Consider the following 13660-nt stretch of genomic DNA (forward strand, 5'->3'; position numbering starts at 1 on the left):
CTTCCCGCCGTGCTAGACAAGATGTATGGAACAACGCCTCCTTGCCGGCACGCCCGTCCGTCCCATCGGACTCGGCTGCATGAACCTCAGCCACGGCTACTCCAACTTCCCCAGCGACCAGGACGGCGCGAAGCTGCTCCACCACGCCCTGGATTCCGGGGTGGACCACCTGGACACGGCCACCCTCTACGGCGGCGGGCGCAACGAGGAACTCGTTGGGGCCGCCCTGGCCAACCGGCGCAAGGAGTATTTCCTGGCCAGCAAGTGCGGGCTCGAGCTCGTGGACGGCCGCGGACGGGTCGACGGGCGGCCCTCCACCATCCGGCGCCACGCGGAAAGCTCGCTGCGGAACCTGAGGACCGACTTCATCGACCTCTACTACCTGCACCGTCTGGATCGCAACGTGCCCGTCGAGGAAACCGTCGGCGCACTGGCGGAACTGGTCAGCGAGGGCCTCGTCGGGGCGATCGGCCTGTCGGAGGTCTCGGCCGAGACCCTGCGCCGAGCCCATGCCGTCCACCCGATCGCGGCCGTCCAGAACGAATACTCGCCCTGGACGCGCAACCCCGAACTCGGCGTCCTCCAGGCCTGCCGCGAGCTCGGCACCACCTTCGTTGCCTTCAGCCCGCTCGGGCGGGCCTTCTTCGCCGGCACCCTGACGGATCCGTCCGCCCTCCCCGCCGGTGACATGCGCCACCACATGCCCCGCTTCTCCGCCGAGAACTACCCCAACAACCTCCGCCTGCTGGGGGACTTCACCGAGCTCGCGCGGCGCGCGGGCGCCGCGCCCGCGCAGCTGGCCCTGGCATGGGTCCTGGCGCAGGGCGAGCACGTCGTCGCCATCCCGGGCACCACCAGCGCGGACCACCTGGACGAGGACCTCGGCGCGGAGTCCCTTCGCCTGGACGCGGCGACGCTCGAGGAGGTCGGCGAGATCTTCAACGAGCGCACCGTCAGCGGCCACCGCTACAACTCCGCGCAGCGGTCGACGATCGACACCGAGGACTTCGCGACGGCCTGACCGGGCGCCGCCGCCCCGGTCGCGGTGGCCTAGAATGTAGGGTCGGGTCCTGCGCCGCGCGCATCCCGACCCACCCCTAGTTGGCCTCGCCCCAGGCCGGAAAGCAGCGTATGCGCCCGCCAGAGAACGCCGCCGCGATCTGGGAAGACCAGCTGGAATTCCGGTCCTCGCCCGCGTGGAAGCTGCTGTCCGCCGCCCCCTGGACCGTCGCGTTCCTTCGCGCCGAGTTCACCCAGGCGCGGCCGCGCATCACGCTGGAGTCCTTCCACGCCGCCCTCGACGCGTTCCTCAAGCAACTGCGCGCCGAGGGCGCCGGCATCAGCGAGGCGTGGCGTGCCCCGCAGTTCGCCGACTCGTGGGTCCGCTCCGGATTCCTGGCCCGGCCGCTGGTGGACGGGCACTTCGTCTACGAGCCGACCGCCCACACCGCCCGCGTGTTGACGTTCCTCGACGGATTCTCCGGCGCCGGAACCAACCTCAATTCCTCGCGGCTGAACACGTTGCTGACCAGCATAGAGACCCTGGCCCACGAGACGGACCCGGACCCGGAGGCGCGCATCCGCCAGCTGCAGGCGGAGATCGACGAGCGCGCCCGCCGGATCGACGAGCTCCGCGACGGAACCAGCCCCGGCCCCATGCCGCACGACGGCGCCGTCGCCGCCGCGCGCTCGGTCCTGGACCTCGCCTCGCACCTGCCCGCCGACTTCAAGCGCATGCGCGACGGCGTCCGCGAGATGCTCCACGCCGTGCGCCAGGAAATCATGGAGTCCTCGGTGGCGAAGGGCGTGGCGGTCGGGCAGGTCCTGGAGGGCGACCGACAGCTGCGCAGCACCCCTGAGGGCGAGACGTTCCGCGGCTTCACCGAGTTCCTCAACGACCCCCAGCGGCAGGCCCGCTTCCGGCAGGGCATCAACGACGTGTTGGAACGCGACTTCGTGGACGCGCTGACCGCCCAGGAGCGCCATACCCTGGGCAACCTGCTGCGCGAGCTCCGCCGGCAGGCCGGCGAGGTGCACGCCAGCTACGGCAAGCTGTCGGAGAGCCTGCACGCCTACGTGCAGTCCGACGAGTTCCGCGAATCGCTGCTGCTGCGCAAGGCGGTCCGCGCGGCGGAACTCGCGGTGGCCGCCTCGCCGGCACTGAAGTCCCGCACGCCCGCCGCGCCCGTGCGGCTCTTCTCGCCGGACTTCAGCACCCTGGCCTCCCTGCGCATCTTCGACCCCGCCGAGCACGTCGCGCCGCCGCGGCTCGCGGAACCCCCCGCGCTGACCGAGGCGGACATTCACCGCACCCCCACGACGCCGAAGGCCGAGCCCGGCAAGGTGCGCGCCGCCGTCGTGCGCGCGCGCAGGAACGCCGCGGGGGACGCGACCCTCGGGACCGCGTTCGCGGAGCTGGAGCCCGCGGACCGCCACCTCAACAACCTCCGCCACCTGCTCGCCACCGCCCGCACCGGCGGAGAGCCGATGGACACCGAGCGCTTCGAGCGCGTCGTCTTCCGCCAGGTCGACGGCAGCGAACGCGACGCCTACCTGCCCGTGATCACCTTCGCGAAGGACCCCGCATGAGCACCAGCACCACCGACACCGCCTACGCCGAGGAGCTGGGGGGCACGCTCCCGAACGGCGAACACGCGGCGGACGGACTCCCCGCCGACGGGTCCTTCACGGGAGGGTCCACCGCGGGGGCGCCCACCACCGACGAGACGGGCCACCGCTCCGAACGCCAACTTTTCGACGGCGACACGGGCCGCTTCGAGCTGCCGTTGCGGCAACTCCTGGTGCGGCTCCTGCGCGGCCCCTACCTGGACGGGACGGTCGACGCGAGGCTCTGGCAACTGGTGTTGGACCGCCGGGAGGACATCGCCGCCTACGTCGCCGAGCTGTTCCTTCAGCTGAGTGTGGACACCGAGCGCAAGATCGCGCTCCTGGTGCCCGTCGAGGTGGAAGCGCCCCACACCACGGCGATCGCCCCGCGCAAGCCGCTCAAGCGCGAGGAGACGCTGCTGGCCCTGCGCCTGCGGCTGCTGCTGGACCGCCACGCCAACACCGGCACGGACCCCGTCGTCTCGCGCGCCGGAGCGCGGGAGATCCTCGAGGAGCACCGCCGCCCGGGCGCCGTGGACGACAAGCGGCTCGAGGACCTGACCGACGCCTCGCTGGCCCGGCTGGTGGCCCTCAAGCTCATCTTGCCGACGGAGCTCGACGACGAATACCGCGTCTCCGGCGCCCTGGCGCTGGCGCTGCCGTTCGGCACCGTCGAGGAGATCCCCGCCTACATCGCGGCGCTGGAGAACTCCTCCGCCGCCGACGTCCCGGACCTCGACTCCGTGGAGGAGGAACTGTGAGCATCGCCCTGACCCTGCCCTTCGGCGAGGCCGTCAACCCCGGCCAGCGCCGCCTGACCCGCATCCAGGTCATCAATTGGGGCACGTTCCACGGACGCCACAGCCTCTACGTGGACCGCGACGGCACGCTGCTCACCGGGCACCCCGGCGTCGGCAAGTCCACGCTGTTCGACGGCATCGGCCATATCTTCCACGCCGCGCCGCGCCTGAACGAGTCGGCCCACGAGGCGTCCACGCGCAAGGACCGGCGCACCACCTATTCCTACATGCGCGGTCGGCGCTTCAAGACCGAGTCCGGAACGCTGTACCAGCGGCCGGGCGCCACGTGGAGCGCCATCGCGCTGACGTACGACGACGGACTCGGCGGCCAGACCTGCATCGCCGCGCTCTTCGATCTCCCGGCAAACGGGCTCGAGGGGCAGGTGGGCAAGCACTACGTCATCGGCAACCGGGCCCTGGACACGGCGGCGCTGGAGGAGCACGGCTCGCGGCGCTTCTCCCCCACCAGCCTGCAGAAGACCCTGGACGGGTTCGAGGCCTTCGACACGCACAAGACCTTCGCCGAGCGCTTCCGCCGGCGGCTGGGCATCGACAACGACAAGGCGTTCTCGCTCCTGCGCACGCTGCAGAACGGGAAGGGACTGGACAAGGGCGTCAACCAGTTCTTCCGCTACGAGGTGCTCGAGGTCCCAGCCACGCTGAAGGCGGCCGCGGGCGCCGTCGAGGACTTCAGCCACCTGCGGGGCATCCACCGCCAGCTCGAGGACGCACGCGCCCAGCGCGATGCCCTCCAGTCCGTGCCGGCGCAATACGCGCGGCACCAGGAGCTCGCCGCGGAGCTTCAGCGCAACACGGAGCTGGCCACCGCGCAGCTCCCGCTGCTGCGCGAGCACCTCGCGGCCGAGCTCCTCGGCGGGCGGTCCACCGCCCTGGCCGCGGAGCTCGCCGCCAACCGGGCGTCCATCGAATCGGCCGCGGAGTCCAAGGACGCGCTCGAGGAACGCGCCCGTTCCCTGCAGGAACAGCACGATTCGCACGGCGGCCAGGCGGTCCAGGCGCTCGAGCGCGAGCTCGAGGCCGCCCGCGCGCGGCTCGCCGAGCGCGAGTCGATCGCCTCCACCCTGCGCCGGGACATGGACGACGTCGGCGTGAAGCTGACGTGGTCCTCGTCCGGCCTGGAGTCAGCGCGGCGCCAGGCCGCCGTCGCCGCGGAGAACCTCGCCGGCGTCGCCAAGGACGCCAAGACGCTGGAGTACGAGGCCATGGCGGCCTCCATGGAGGCGCGCGACCGCGGCCGGAAGCTCCGCACCGAGATCGACGCCTACTCGCTGCGCGGCTCCAACATCGACGGGGCGTCGGCGGCGGCGCGGCGGCGCATCTGCTCGGAGACGGGCATCGACCCGGCCAACCTGCCGTTCGCCGGGGAGCTCGTTGACATCGCGCCAGGCCACGCCGAATGGCGTTCCGCGGCTGAAAAGGCGCTGCGGACGCTGGCCACGACGCTGCTGGTCCGTGGCGGGGACCTCTCCGCCGTCACCGGCGCGGTGGACAGGCTGGAGGGCGTCGGCCGGTTGCGCTGGATGGACATCTCCCGTGTCCCGCGCCAGGCCGAACCGGGTCCGGCGGACCTGGTCACCAAGCTCGAGTTCAAGTCCTCCGACGCCGGGGACTGGCTGCGGGCCAAGATCACCGCCGACCATGCGCTGGCCTGCGTGGAAACCGACACCGGGCTGCACGTCCACCCGAAGGCCATCTCCAGAGCGGGCACCATCAAGGCCTCCGCCGGCGTCTTCGAGCGCGACACCCGCGTCGTCGCCGCGTCCGACTACCTCTTGGGCTTCACGAACGAGGAGAAGATCTCCGAACTTGAAGCCAGGGCGCGGCGCCTCGAGGAGGAGCGCGTGCGGGCCGAGGACCTGGCCACTGAGCGCAGCCGCTCGAAGGACGAGCTCGCCCGGCGACTCGCCTCGCTCAAGGCCCTGTCCGTGGACAAGCGCCCGTTCGCGGCGCTGGACACCTCCACGCAGGACACGGCGGTGGCCGACCTCGAGTCGCGCATCGCGGACGCCATGGACGCCAGCACCGACCTCGCCGCGTTGCGCGAATCGCTCGCGGAGGCGCGGACGGAACTCGAGTCCGGCGTCGGCCGCCTCGCCGTCCTGCGCAGCGAGACTTCCGCCCTGGAGCGCCGCGCCTCCGCGGCCGCCGCGCAGCTCCGCGAGGCCGTGGAACGAACCGCCACCGGCAGCCCGGAGCCGTGGGCCGAGCAGCTCCTGCGCGAGCACCCCGCGCTGGCCGCCGTCGTCATGCGGGACGCCGCGGCGACGGTCGCGGAACTGGACGCCGCCGTCGCCGAGGTGGCGCTGGAGTTCGGCGAGCGCGCCACGGCCCTGCGGCAGGGCCTGTACTCCACGGAGAGCGCCTTGACGGAGACGTTCAAGCAGTTCGCCCGCGACTTCGGACCGGGCGCCGCCGCCACCGCCGGCACGTCCGTGGACAGCGCCCCGCACTATGTGGGGCTGTTGGAGGGCATCGTTCAGGAGGGCCTCCCGCAGCGCGAGGACGAGTTCCGCGAGTACTTCTCCAACCGTTCCTACGAGCGGTTCTCGGACCTGCTGCAGCTGCTGGAGGAGGAGCGGCGGGACATTTCGCAGCGCATCCTGCCGCTTAACCAGATCCTGTCCGACGTGCCCTTCGAGCACGGTAGCCGCCTGCGGCTCGAGGTGCGCACCACGATCCCGGACGAGGCCCGGGACTTCCGGGTCGCGCTGAAGGAGGCGCTGGGGAACGCCTACGCCCGCCGCGGACCGGAGGAGCTGACGGCCAGCTACCGCGCGCTGGAAAGGCTGGTGGACGCGCTGGACGACTCCTCGCACCAGGCGTGGAGGGACACCGTGCTGGACGTGCGGCAGCACGTGACGATCTCCTGCAACGAGCACAAGCCGGGCGGCGAGGTGGAGACCGGACTGGAACCCGGGACGCTGTCCGGGGGCGAGGGCCAGCGGTTCACCTCGTTCATCATGGGCGCGGCGCTGGCGTACCAGCTGGGCTTCGCGCTGCAGGGGTTCACCACCTACGGCACCGTGATGATCGACGAGGCGTTTATCCAGGCGAACTCCGAGTACGCGGCCGCCGGCATCAACGCGCTGCAGGAATTCGGCTTCCAGCTGCTGTTGGCCGCCCCGGAGGACAAGATCGACCTGTCCCGGCACCTGGGTTCGGTGTCGGACATCGTCAAGCACCCGGGGTCCAACGTGTCCGGGTTTGTCGAGACGGGCCTTTCGCCCGCCATAGCGACGGACATCGTCCTGCGCTAGCCATCCACCGGCGGGCCCCTCGCCCGAGGGGCCCCACGTTGTCCACCGCGCGGCCGCCCGGGTCGCCGGGTCGGCCGGGACCCGCGTAGATTCGGTGGCCACGGAGGCTCACACTTTGGCGGGCACCGGCGTCTACGGGGTGATGAACATCAAACAGCCTTTCGAAGCGGTCGTGCGGACCCACGGCACCACGGTGCTGAAGGTCTGCCGCGCGGTCCTCGGCCCCCACCCGGACGCCGAAGACGCCTGGTCGGAAACCTTCCTTTCCGCGCTGCGTGCCTATCCGGACCTGCCGGACGACGCCAACGTGGAGGCCTGGTTGGTCACCATCGCCCACCGCAAGGCGCTCGACGTCGTCCGGGCGACGTCCCGCCGGGCCGTCCCCTCGGCGTCGCCGCCCGAGCTCCGCTCCACCATCGGGTTGCCGAGGGAGCCGGAGGAGGAACTCTGGCGCGCCTTGGCGGCGCTTCCTCCCAAGCAGCGCATGGCCGTGGCGTACCACCACGTCGCCGGCCTGCCCCACGGCGAGGTTGCCGTGATCCTCGGCGGCACCGTGGAGGCCGCGCGCCGGGCCTGCTCGGACGGCATCAGGGCCCTGCGGACGTCGCTCTCCGTTCCGGTTCCCGACGACGGCAAGGCGCCGCGACCGGACACACAATCCATCCCGCAGGAGGTCAACCCATGAACACCACGATTCCAGCCCCCGAATTCCCCGCCCCTCTCGAGGCCGAACTGGGCGCCCTCCTCTCCGTCGCGGAGGCCGCCGAGGTTCCGGACCGGCTGCACGGCCGGCTGGTGGAGGCCGCCGAATCCGCGGGCGTCCTGGACATCGCCTACAGCATCGTCGACACTCCCGTCGGCCCCCTGCTGCTGGCGGCGACGGAGGCCGGGCTGGTGCGGGTCGCCTTCGCCGGCGAGGGACACGAGGCCGTCCTCCAGCAGCTCGCCACCCGGCTGAGCCCGCGGATTCTCCTGGCACCGGCCCGCCTGGACGAGGCGGCGCGCCAGCTGGACGAATACTTCTCCGGGACGCGGCACATCTTTGAGCTGCCGCTGGACCGCGCGCTCTCGGCGGGCTACCGGCGCGAGATCCACGAGTACCTCCCGAGCATCCCCTACGGACAGACGGCCAGCTACGCGCAGATCGCGCTGGCCACGGGCCGCCCGAAGGCCGTGCGTGCCGTGGGAACAGCCTGCGCCACCAATCCGCTCCCCGTGGTGGTGCCCTGCCACCGGGTGCTGCGCAGCGACGGCAGCCTCGGCGGCTACCTGGGTGGGACGGAAGCCAAGAACCGCCTGCTCAGGCTGGAGGCGGCGTGAGCACCCTCTTCGGCGACGACCTGCTGGCGCGTCCGCCCCGGGAGGTCGCGCCCGGGGCGGTCCACGTCCCCGGCTGGCTGACGGTCCGGCAACAGGTATGGATCGCGGACCGCTTCCGCGAGTGGGCCGACGGTCCCGTCCCCATCCGGGCGGCCAAGGTCCGCGGACACGAGATGTCGGTCCGTACCGTCTGCCTCGGTTGGCACTGGCAGCCCTACCGGTACACGCGCGAGGCAACCGACGTCAACGGCAACCGCGTGCTCCCGCTGCCCGAGTGGTTGGTGAACCTGGGGCGGCGCGCGGTGGAGGAGGCCTACCTCGCCGTCGGCGCGCCGGAGCCGGCGCGGCCCGGCCCGGCCGACGCGGCCTACACGCCGGACGCGGCGTTGGTGAACTACTACGGCGCCGACGCGAGGATGGGCATGCATCAGGACAAGGACGAGGCCTCCCTCGCCCCCGTGGTTTCCCTGTCCATCGGGGATACCTGCCTGTTCAGGTTCGGAAACACCGAGAACCGCGCCAGGCCCTACCAGGACGTGGAGCTGTTGTCCGGGGACCTGTTCGTGTTCGGTGGCGCCTCCCGGCTGGCCTACCACGGCATCCCCAAGGTCTACCCCGGGACGGCTCCCGAGGGCTGCGGCCTGGACTCCGGACGCATCAACATCACGCTCCGCCACACCGGACTGGAAGAAGGCACCGCACCGTGAAAAACGACACCGCGGCAGGGACCGCAGAAGCGTCCAGGGACGCAGCGGCCAGGGACGAACCCGCCGCCGACCCCAGCGCCCCCGGTGCAGGCTCCGGCCCCGGGGGCGGCGCCGCCGAGGCCAGAACCCCGGGCGCCGGAACCGTCCTCGGCGACGACGGTCTCGCCCGGCCGCCCTGGGCCAGCGTGGATCCGATGCTCCGGGACTACTACGACGCCGAGTGGGGCCTCCCGGTCCGGGACGAGCACGGACTGTACGAGCGCATCAGTCTCGAGGGGTTCCAGGCCGGATTGTCCTGGGCCACGATCCTGCGCAAGCGGCCGGCGTTTCGGGCCGCGTTCGACGGGTTTGATCCCGACGTGGTGGCGGAGTACGGGGACGACGACGTCGCGCGCCTGATGGCCGATTCCGGCATTGTCCGCAACCGCGCCAAGATCCTCGCGGCGATCGGCAACGCGCGGGCCACCATCGACCTGCGCCCGGATGGCGGACTGGTCGAGTTCGTCTGGTCGTTCCGTCCCGCGGATACCCCCCGGCCGGCGACGCTGACCGAGGTGCCGACCACGTCGCCCGAATCGGTGGCCCTCTCCAAGGCGCTGCGAAAGCGCGGTTTCTCCTTCGTGGGGCCCACCACCATGTATGCGCTCATGGAGGCGATCGGCATGGTCGACACGCACCTGCTGGGCAGCCACCGCCGGGGATCCTCCGGCGTCTGGCCGGCATGAACGCGGGCGGCCGGTTGCTGAGGGCCGCCGGGGGCCTGGAGGCACCGGAACTGCTGGGGCTGTTGGCCGCGCACGCGATCCCGCGGCTGGACATCGTGGATCCGGCCGCCGCCACCGTGACCCGCGCCGTGCGGCTATCCTCTGGGCACCACGCCATCACTCTGACGGTCGAACCCGCGGGCGTCCGCATTACTGGCCCCGGCCTGCCGCCCGCGGAGGAGGCCGAGCTCGACGCCGTCCTCCGCGCGTGGCTGGACCTGGACACGGACCTGACCGACGTCAACTCCGTGCTCGGCGCCGACCCCCTGCTGGCGCCGCTGGTCGACGCGCGCCCCGGTCTGCGCGTCGTGGGATGCCTCGACCCCTTCGAGGCGGCCGTCACCACCGTGCTCGGCCAACAGGTCTCGCTTGCCGCCTGCCGGACGTTCTCCGGCCGGCTCGTCGCCGCATTCGGATCCGACGGGCCCGCGGGACTGCGGCTCTTTCCCGAGCCGCAGCCGATCGCGGCCCTGCCACACGAGGAGCTTCGCGCCGCGGTCGGCATCACGAACGCCAGGGCCCGGACACTTGCGGCTGTGGCCTCCGCCTTCGTGGCGGCCCGTAACGCCGAGCGCGCCGGAACCCGGGCGGAACCACGCTTTCCCCTGACCCGCGCGCAGCTGCTGGACCTGCCGGGGGTGGGACCCTGGACGGCCGACTATCTTGCTGTACGCGCCGCGGGCGACCGCGACGCGTTCGCGCCGGGCGATCTGGTGTTGCGGCGCGCCCTCGGCGGGATCAGCGCCGCCGAGGCGGAGGACCGGGCCACGGCGTGGAGCCCGTACCGGGCGCACGCGCTGGTCCACCTGTGGACCGCCACCGCCTACGGGTAGCGCGCACGACGACTCGGCACGGGGCACGGTCTGCCCGCCGCGACGTCCGGCCCTATTCGGGGAAGATCTGACCGATCGGATCGCGCTTCTCCGCCTGGAACGTGTCCTCGGCGCGTCCGAACGCCCAATAGGCGGACAACGACATCTGCTTGCGGTCCACACCGCGGTCGTCGGCCAGGTAGCGTCGCAGGTTCTTGACCATCTCGCGCTCGCCGTGGGCGAAGACCTGAACCCGGCCCACCGGCCACTCCCCCGCCATCACGGCCGACGCCAAGACGGTGCTCTCCGGGCTGAACGGCCCGCCGCGGTGCAGCCAACGCAACTCGATCCCGGCGGGGGCATCCAACGGCAATTCGTCCTCGGGTCCCTCGACTTCCAGGTACGCGACGCCGCGGGACGCGGGATCCATGGCCTCCAGCGTCGCGGCGATGGCCGGCAGCGCCGACTCGTCACCGGCGAACAGGAACCACTCCGCGTCCGCGTCCGGCCGGTGCATTCCCCCGGGGCCGGAGAAGCAGACCTTGTCCCCGGGGCGGGCCGCGGCGGCCCACGGTCCCGCGATGCCCTCGTCTCCGTGGACCACGAAGTCGATCTGCAGCGTCCCGGCCGCCTCGTCCACCCGGCGCACCGTGTACGTTCGGCGCACGGGCAGCTTCTCCGGGGGCAGCGTGCCGCGGAGCGCGTCCAGGTCGTAGGGCGGTTCCAGCCCCAGCTCCGGGTCGGCGAACAGCAGCTTCACGTATTTGTCCGTCGCGTCCTTGTTCCGGAAGTCGGCAAACCCGGGTCCCCCCAGGGTCAGCCGAACCATGTGCTCGCCCAGGCTCTCGCTGGCCACGACCTCCAGCACCACCTGCGGCCGGACGGGACGTGCTTGTGGGGGAACTGTCACTGGAAATCACTCCTCTGGTCGCCGGTATCCTCCGGCACAGACGTTTTCCCCACCCAATCCCACCGGCGCCCCCAAACGCAAACCGCGCCGCGCGTGGCACATGACCGGCGTGCGTAACCGGCGGGCGGCCGCCCCGCGGCCTGCGCTACGATTAGGCCAGCTTCACGAGATGCGGCCAGCCTTGGGCTCCGACCCGGCCGCACACCAACCCCATGCTTCTCGGGTGGTTCGGATGACGAAGCGGCCAGCGGCCACATGGCGCCGGCAAGAGCAACGGAAAGGGTCCACCATGGGCTTCCACACCACCGCATCCGGGGCAGACTCCCTCTGCGCCTACTTCCGGCCGGGCCACCGTATCCACGTCTTGCGGCTGCGCAGCGCACTGGCCCACCCCCAGGACTGGGAGAACGTGTCCATCTCCGTCAATGTCCCCGAGCAGCTCATCCTCATCCGCACGGCGGAGGGACAGCTGGTTGCCGCCCACACGCACGACGCGTTCCAGGTGGACGAGCGCAGGCGCCTTCTGCGCGCGGCCACCCGGCATCCCGACCTCGATCCGCGTGCGCCCGGGGCGGCCACCCCGGACAACGAGGATCTGCTCGCCGGGGCGCGTGGCCCCGTGGTCGGGAGGTGGCGCTACGTCTGGAACCGGTCCGCGGGGATCCTGGGTCTTCCGGCAGACAGGTCCCGCCACGCCGGACGAACCTACGTCAGCCTCTCACCGGACCCCGTGGAACCGTGCGCGTTGGAGCACGAGGAGTCACTCGCCCGCGACTTCGCGGAACTGACCGCCCGGCTCCAGGGAATGGACGCGGTCTAGGCCGGTAGGGCCCGAGCCGCCGTCAGCGAAAGACGGGCGCCCCGAGGAACCCGGCCAAGGCGTCCCGATGCTCGGCGGGTATCCGCATGAGACGGGACTCCTCCGTGGAGTAGAAGGCCAGCGTGGTGGTGGCACGGACGCAGACGCCGCCGTCGACGGGATCGTGGAACTCGTAGGAGATGTCGAAGCTGGCCGGCTTCACCGCGGAGATCCACACGTCCACCTCGGCCGGGACGTTGCGGTAGTCCAGCGGCTTCACGTAACGCACCCGGTGTTCGACCACAAGGGTCTGCGTGCCGCCGGGAACCGCCGAGAAAAGATCGACCATCGGCTCGTTGCCCGGTTTTCCGGTCCCGCCGGGGACGCCGAAGGAGGCGATGCGCGCCTCCTCCATCATGCGCACGAGATTGACGTTGTTGATGTGACCGTAGGCGTCCATGTCCGCCCAGCGCATGGGCACCTTGACGCGGAGCCGGCGGCCGCTCACCCGGCTTCCCCGCGCGCCTGCTTCTGCTCGAGGGCCCGGAGCTGCTCGCGCTCCTGCACGCGCTGGTCCTCCGCGGAAACGATGCCGAGCTTCTCCAGCTCGGCGATGATGACGGCGCCGTCCGGCGCGTAGATCCACGGCACGCCGGGGGTGGCGTCGACGGTTCCCATCGAGCGTCCACCGGCCAGCACGGCCTCCGACGGCGTCAGCTGGCGGATCACGATCGCCCTGACGTTCTGCGGGAACCGCTTGGCGAACTCGGCGTAGATCTCCGGGTCGTGCTGGCCGTCGTCGCCCACCAGGAGCCACTTCATCTGCGGGAACTCGTGCGCGAGGCGGCGGAGCTGGTCCACCTTGTGCTTCATGCCGGACCGGAACCAGCGGCCCTCCGTGGGCCCCCAGTCGGTCAGCAGCAGCGCTCCCTCGGGGTACAGGTTGCGCGTGAGGAACCGGGTGAGGGTCGGCGCGACGTTCCAGGCCCCGGTGGAGAGGTACAGCACCGGCGAGCCGGGGCGCCCGCGCATCAGCCGCTCCATCATCACGGCCATGCCGGGGGTCGCCACGCGGGCGTGCTCGTTGAGAACAAACGAGTTCCAGGCGGCCAGCAGCGGGCGGGGCAGCGCCGTGACCACCACGGTGTCGTCGATGTCGGAGACCAGGCCGAAGTCCACGGCGGAGTCCACCACAAACACCCTGGCGGGGGCGTCCTCGGAGCCCTCGCAGGAGAGGTACACGGTGTGCCATCCCGCCTCCAGGTCCACCTCGATCATCGCGTCGAGCACCCCGCCGCGATCGGCGTCGACCTTGTACTTGCGGCCGTCCACCGTGACGGTGACCTCGGCGTAAGGAAGCGCGGGGGAAATGAAGTTCCGCCAGCCCCGGACGCTGTCGGAAACCACCCTGGGTGCCGGAAGGCTGGTGACCAGGCTTCCGGGGCGCGCCATCGAGATCCGCGCCAACACCCGGACCCACCCGCCTGCGGGTGCGCTGAGCCCGTAGCCGCGGAATGAGGCCACCGTGGCCACCATGCCCTTGGCACGGGCATTGCGCTCGCGGACGGCGTGCCACGAGTCCTCGAGTCGGACGCCGATGTGGCGGTGGGGCGTGGCGGTGCTGTTTCCTAGCATGCCGCAAGTCTTTCACGACCTGCGCGGG

The 13660-nt window shown here is 71.6% G+C and carries 13 protein-coding genes and 1 riboswitch; of the genes, 10 read left to right on the forward strand and 3 right to left on the reverse strand.

Going from position 1 to position 13660, the window contains the following annotated elements:
- Window positions 1–25 precede the first annotated feature (25 nt).
- The 9 genes from AC3ZJJ_RS11415 (at window position 26) to AC3ZJJ_RS11455 (ending at window position 10309) form a co-directional block, all read left to right on the forward strand.
- Window positions 26–1021, forward strand: coding sequence for an aldo/keto reductase (locus tag AC3ZJJ_RS11415; protein ID WP_489891942.1), 996 nt, complete (start codon window positions 26–28; stop codon window positions 1019–1021).
- A gap of 110 nt (window positions 1022–1131) precedes the next feature.
- Window positions 1132–2589: a DUF3375 domain-containing protein gene (locus AC3ZJJ_RS11420; protein WP_489891943.1), complete on the forward strand. Its 1458-nt coding sequence runs from the start codon at window positions 1132–1134 to the stop codon at window positions 2587–2589.
- Window positions 2586–3368, forward strand: coding sequence for a DUF4194 domain-containing protein (locus AC3ZJJ_RS11425; RefSeq protein WP_489891944.1), 783 nt, complete (start codon window positions 2586–2588; stop codon window positions 3366–3368). Before AC3ZJJ_RS11420 ends, AC3ZJJ_RS11425 begins: the two co-directional genes overlap by 4 nt.
- On the forward strand, window positions 3365–6685 hold the full coding sequence (locus AC3ZJJ_RS11430; protein WP_489891945.1) for an ATP-binding protein: 3321 nt from the start codon (window positions 3365–3367) through the stop codon (window positions 6683–6685). The genes AC3ZJJ_RS11425 and AC3ZJJ_RS11430 overlap by 4 nt, the downstream gene beginning before the upstream one ends.
- Before the next feature lie 142 nt (window positions 6686–6827).
- Entirely contained in the window at window positions 6828–7370 is a 543-nt protein-coding gene (locus tag AC3ZJJ_RS11435) for an RNA polymerase sigma factor (RefSeq protein WP_489895809.1), read from the forward strand.
- Window positions 7367–8005, forward strand: a complete 639-nt coding sequence (locus AC3ZJJ_RS11440; protein WP_489891946.1) for a methylated-DNA--[protein]-cysteine S-methyltransferase — start codon at window positions 7367–7369, stop codon at window positions 8003–8005. The genes AC3ZJJ_RS11435 and AC3ZJJ_RS11440 overlap by 4 nt, the downstream gene beginning before the upstream one ends.
- Window positions 8002–8712, forward strand: coding sequence for an alpha-ketoglutarate-dependent dioxygenase AlkB family protein (locus AC3ZJJ_RS11445; RefSeq protein WP_489891947.1), 711 nt, complete (start codon window positions 8002–8004; stop codon window positions 8710–8712). The genes AC3ZJJ_RS11440 and AC3ZJJ_RS11445 overlap by 4 nt, the downstream gene beginning before the upstream one ends.
- Before the next feature lie 194 nt (window positions 8713–8906).
- On the forward strand, window positions 8907–9437 hold the full coding sequence (locus AC3ZJJ_RS11450; RefSeq protein WP_489895811.1) for a DNA-3-methyladenine glycosylase I: 531 nt from the start codon (window positions 8907–8909) through the stop codon (window positions 9435–9437).
- A complete protein-coding gene (locus AC3ZJJ_RS11455; protein WP_489891948.1) occupies window positions 9434–10309 on the forward strand; it encodes a DNA-3-methyladenine glycosylase family protein in 876 nt (291 codons plus the stop codon). The genes AC3ZJJ_RS11450 and AC3ZJJ_RS11455 overlap by 4 nt, the downstream gene beginning before the upstream one ends.
- Window positions 10310–10361: 52 nt before the next feature.
- On the opposite strand, the gene AC3ZJJ_RS11460 is transcribed toward AC3ZJJ_RS11455, so the two are convergent.
- Window positions 10362–11198 (reverse strand): siderophore-interacting protein, encoded by an 837-nt coding sequence (locus AC3ZJJ_RS11460; protein ID WP_489891949.1) that lies wholly within the window; start codon window positions 11196–11198, stop codon window positions 10362–10364.
- 160 nt (window positions 11199–11358) lie between these two features.
- A riboswitch (SAM riboswitch) is annotated at window positions 11359–11475 on the forward strand.
- A gap of 12 nt (window positions 11476–11487) precedes the next feature.
- Here AC3ZJJ_RS11460 and AC3ZJJ_RS11465 point away from each other — a divergent pair.
- A complete protein-coding gene (locus AC3ZJJ_RS11465; protein ID WP_489891950.1) occupies window positions 11488–12018 on the forward strand; it encodes a hypothetical protein in 531 nt (176 codons plus the stop codon).
- 22 nt (window positions 12019–12040) lie between these two features.
- Here the strand turns inward: AC3ZJJ_RS11465 and AC3ZJJ_RS11470 are convergent, their stop codons facing one another.
- Both AC3ZJJ_RS11470 and AC3ZJJ_RS11475 read right to left on the reverse strand, forming a co-directional pair.
- Window positions 12041–12505: an acyl-CoA thioesterase gene (locus AC3ZJJ_RS11470; RefSeq protein WP_489891951.1), complete on the reverse strand. Its 465-nt coding sequence runs from the start codon at window positions 12503–12505 to the stop codon at window positions 12041–12043.
- Window positions 12502–13632 carry an App1 family protein phosphatidate phosphatase gene (locus AC3ZJJ_RS11475; protein ID WP_489891952.1) on the reverse strand — a complete coding sequence of 377 codons (1131 nt, stop codon included), beginning with the start codon at window positions 13630–13632 and terminating at the stop codon, window positions 12502–12504. The genes AC3ZJJ_RS11470 and AC3ZJJ_RS11475 overlap by 4 nt, the downstream gene beginning before the upstream one ends.
- Window positions 13633–13660 lie beyond the last annotated feature (28 nt).

Source organism: Arthrobacter sp. AOP29-A2-19, from assembly GCF_058138025.1.

Coding starts and splice junctions, on each gene's coding strand:
- AC3ZJJ_RS11420 (WP_489891943.1), top strand. CDS start 1,132: ATGCGCCCGCCAGAGAACGCCGCCGCGATCTGGGAAGACCAGCTGGAA.
- AC3ZJJ_RS11425 (WP_489891944.1), top strand. CDS start 2,586: ATGAGCACCAGCACCACCGACACCGCCTACGCCGAGGAGCTGGGGGGC.
- AC3ZJJ_RS11455 (WP_489891948.1), top strand. CDS start 9,434: ATGAACGCGGGCGGCCGGTTGCTGAGGGCCGCCGGGGGCCTGGAGGCA.
- AC3ZJJ_RS11440 (WP_489891946.1), top strand. CDS start 7,367: ATGAACACCACGATTCCAGCCCCCGAATTCCCCGCCCCTCTCGAGGCC.
- AC3ZJJ_RS11415 (WP_489891942.1), top strand. CDS start 26: ATGGAACAACGCCTCCTTGCCGGCACGCCCGTCCGTCCCATCGGACTC.
- AC3ZJJ_RS11450 (WP_489895811.1), top strand. CDS start 8,907: ATGCTCCGGGACTACTACGACGCCGAGTGGGGCCTCCCGGTCCGGGAC.
- AC3ZJJ_RS11475 (WP_489891952.1), bottom strand. CDS start 13,632: ATGCTAGGAAACAGCACCGCCACGCCCCACCGCCACATCGGCGTCCGA.
- AC3ZJJ_RS11465 (WP_489891950.1), top strand. CDS start 11,488: ATGGGCTTCCACACCACCGCATCCGGGGCAGACTCCCTCTGCGCCTAC.
- AC3ZJJ_RS11435 (WP_489895809.1), top strand. CDS start 6,828: ATGAACATCAAACAGCCTTTCGAAGCGGTCGTGCGGACCCACGGCACC.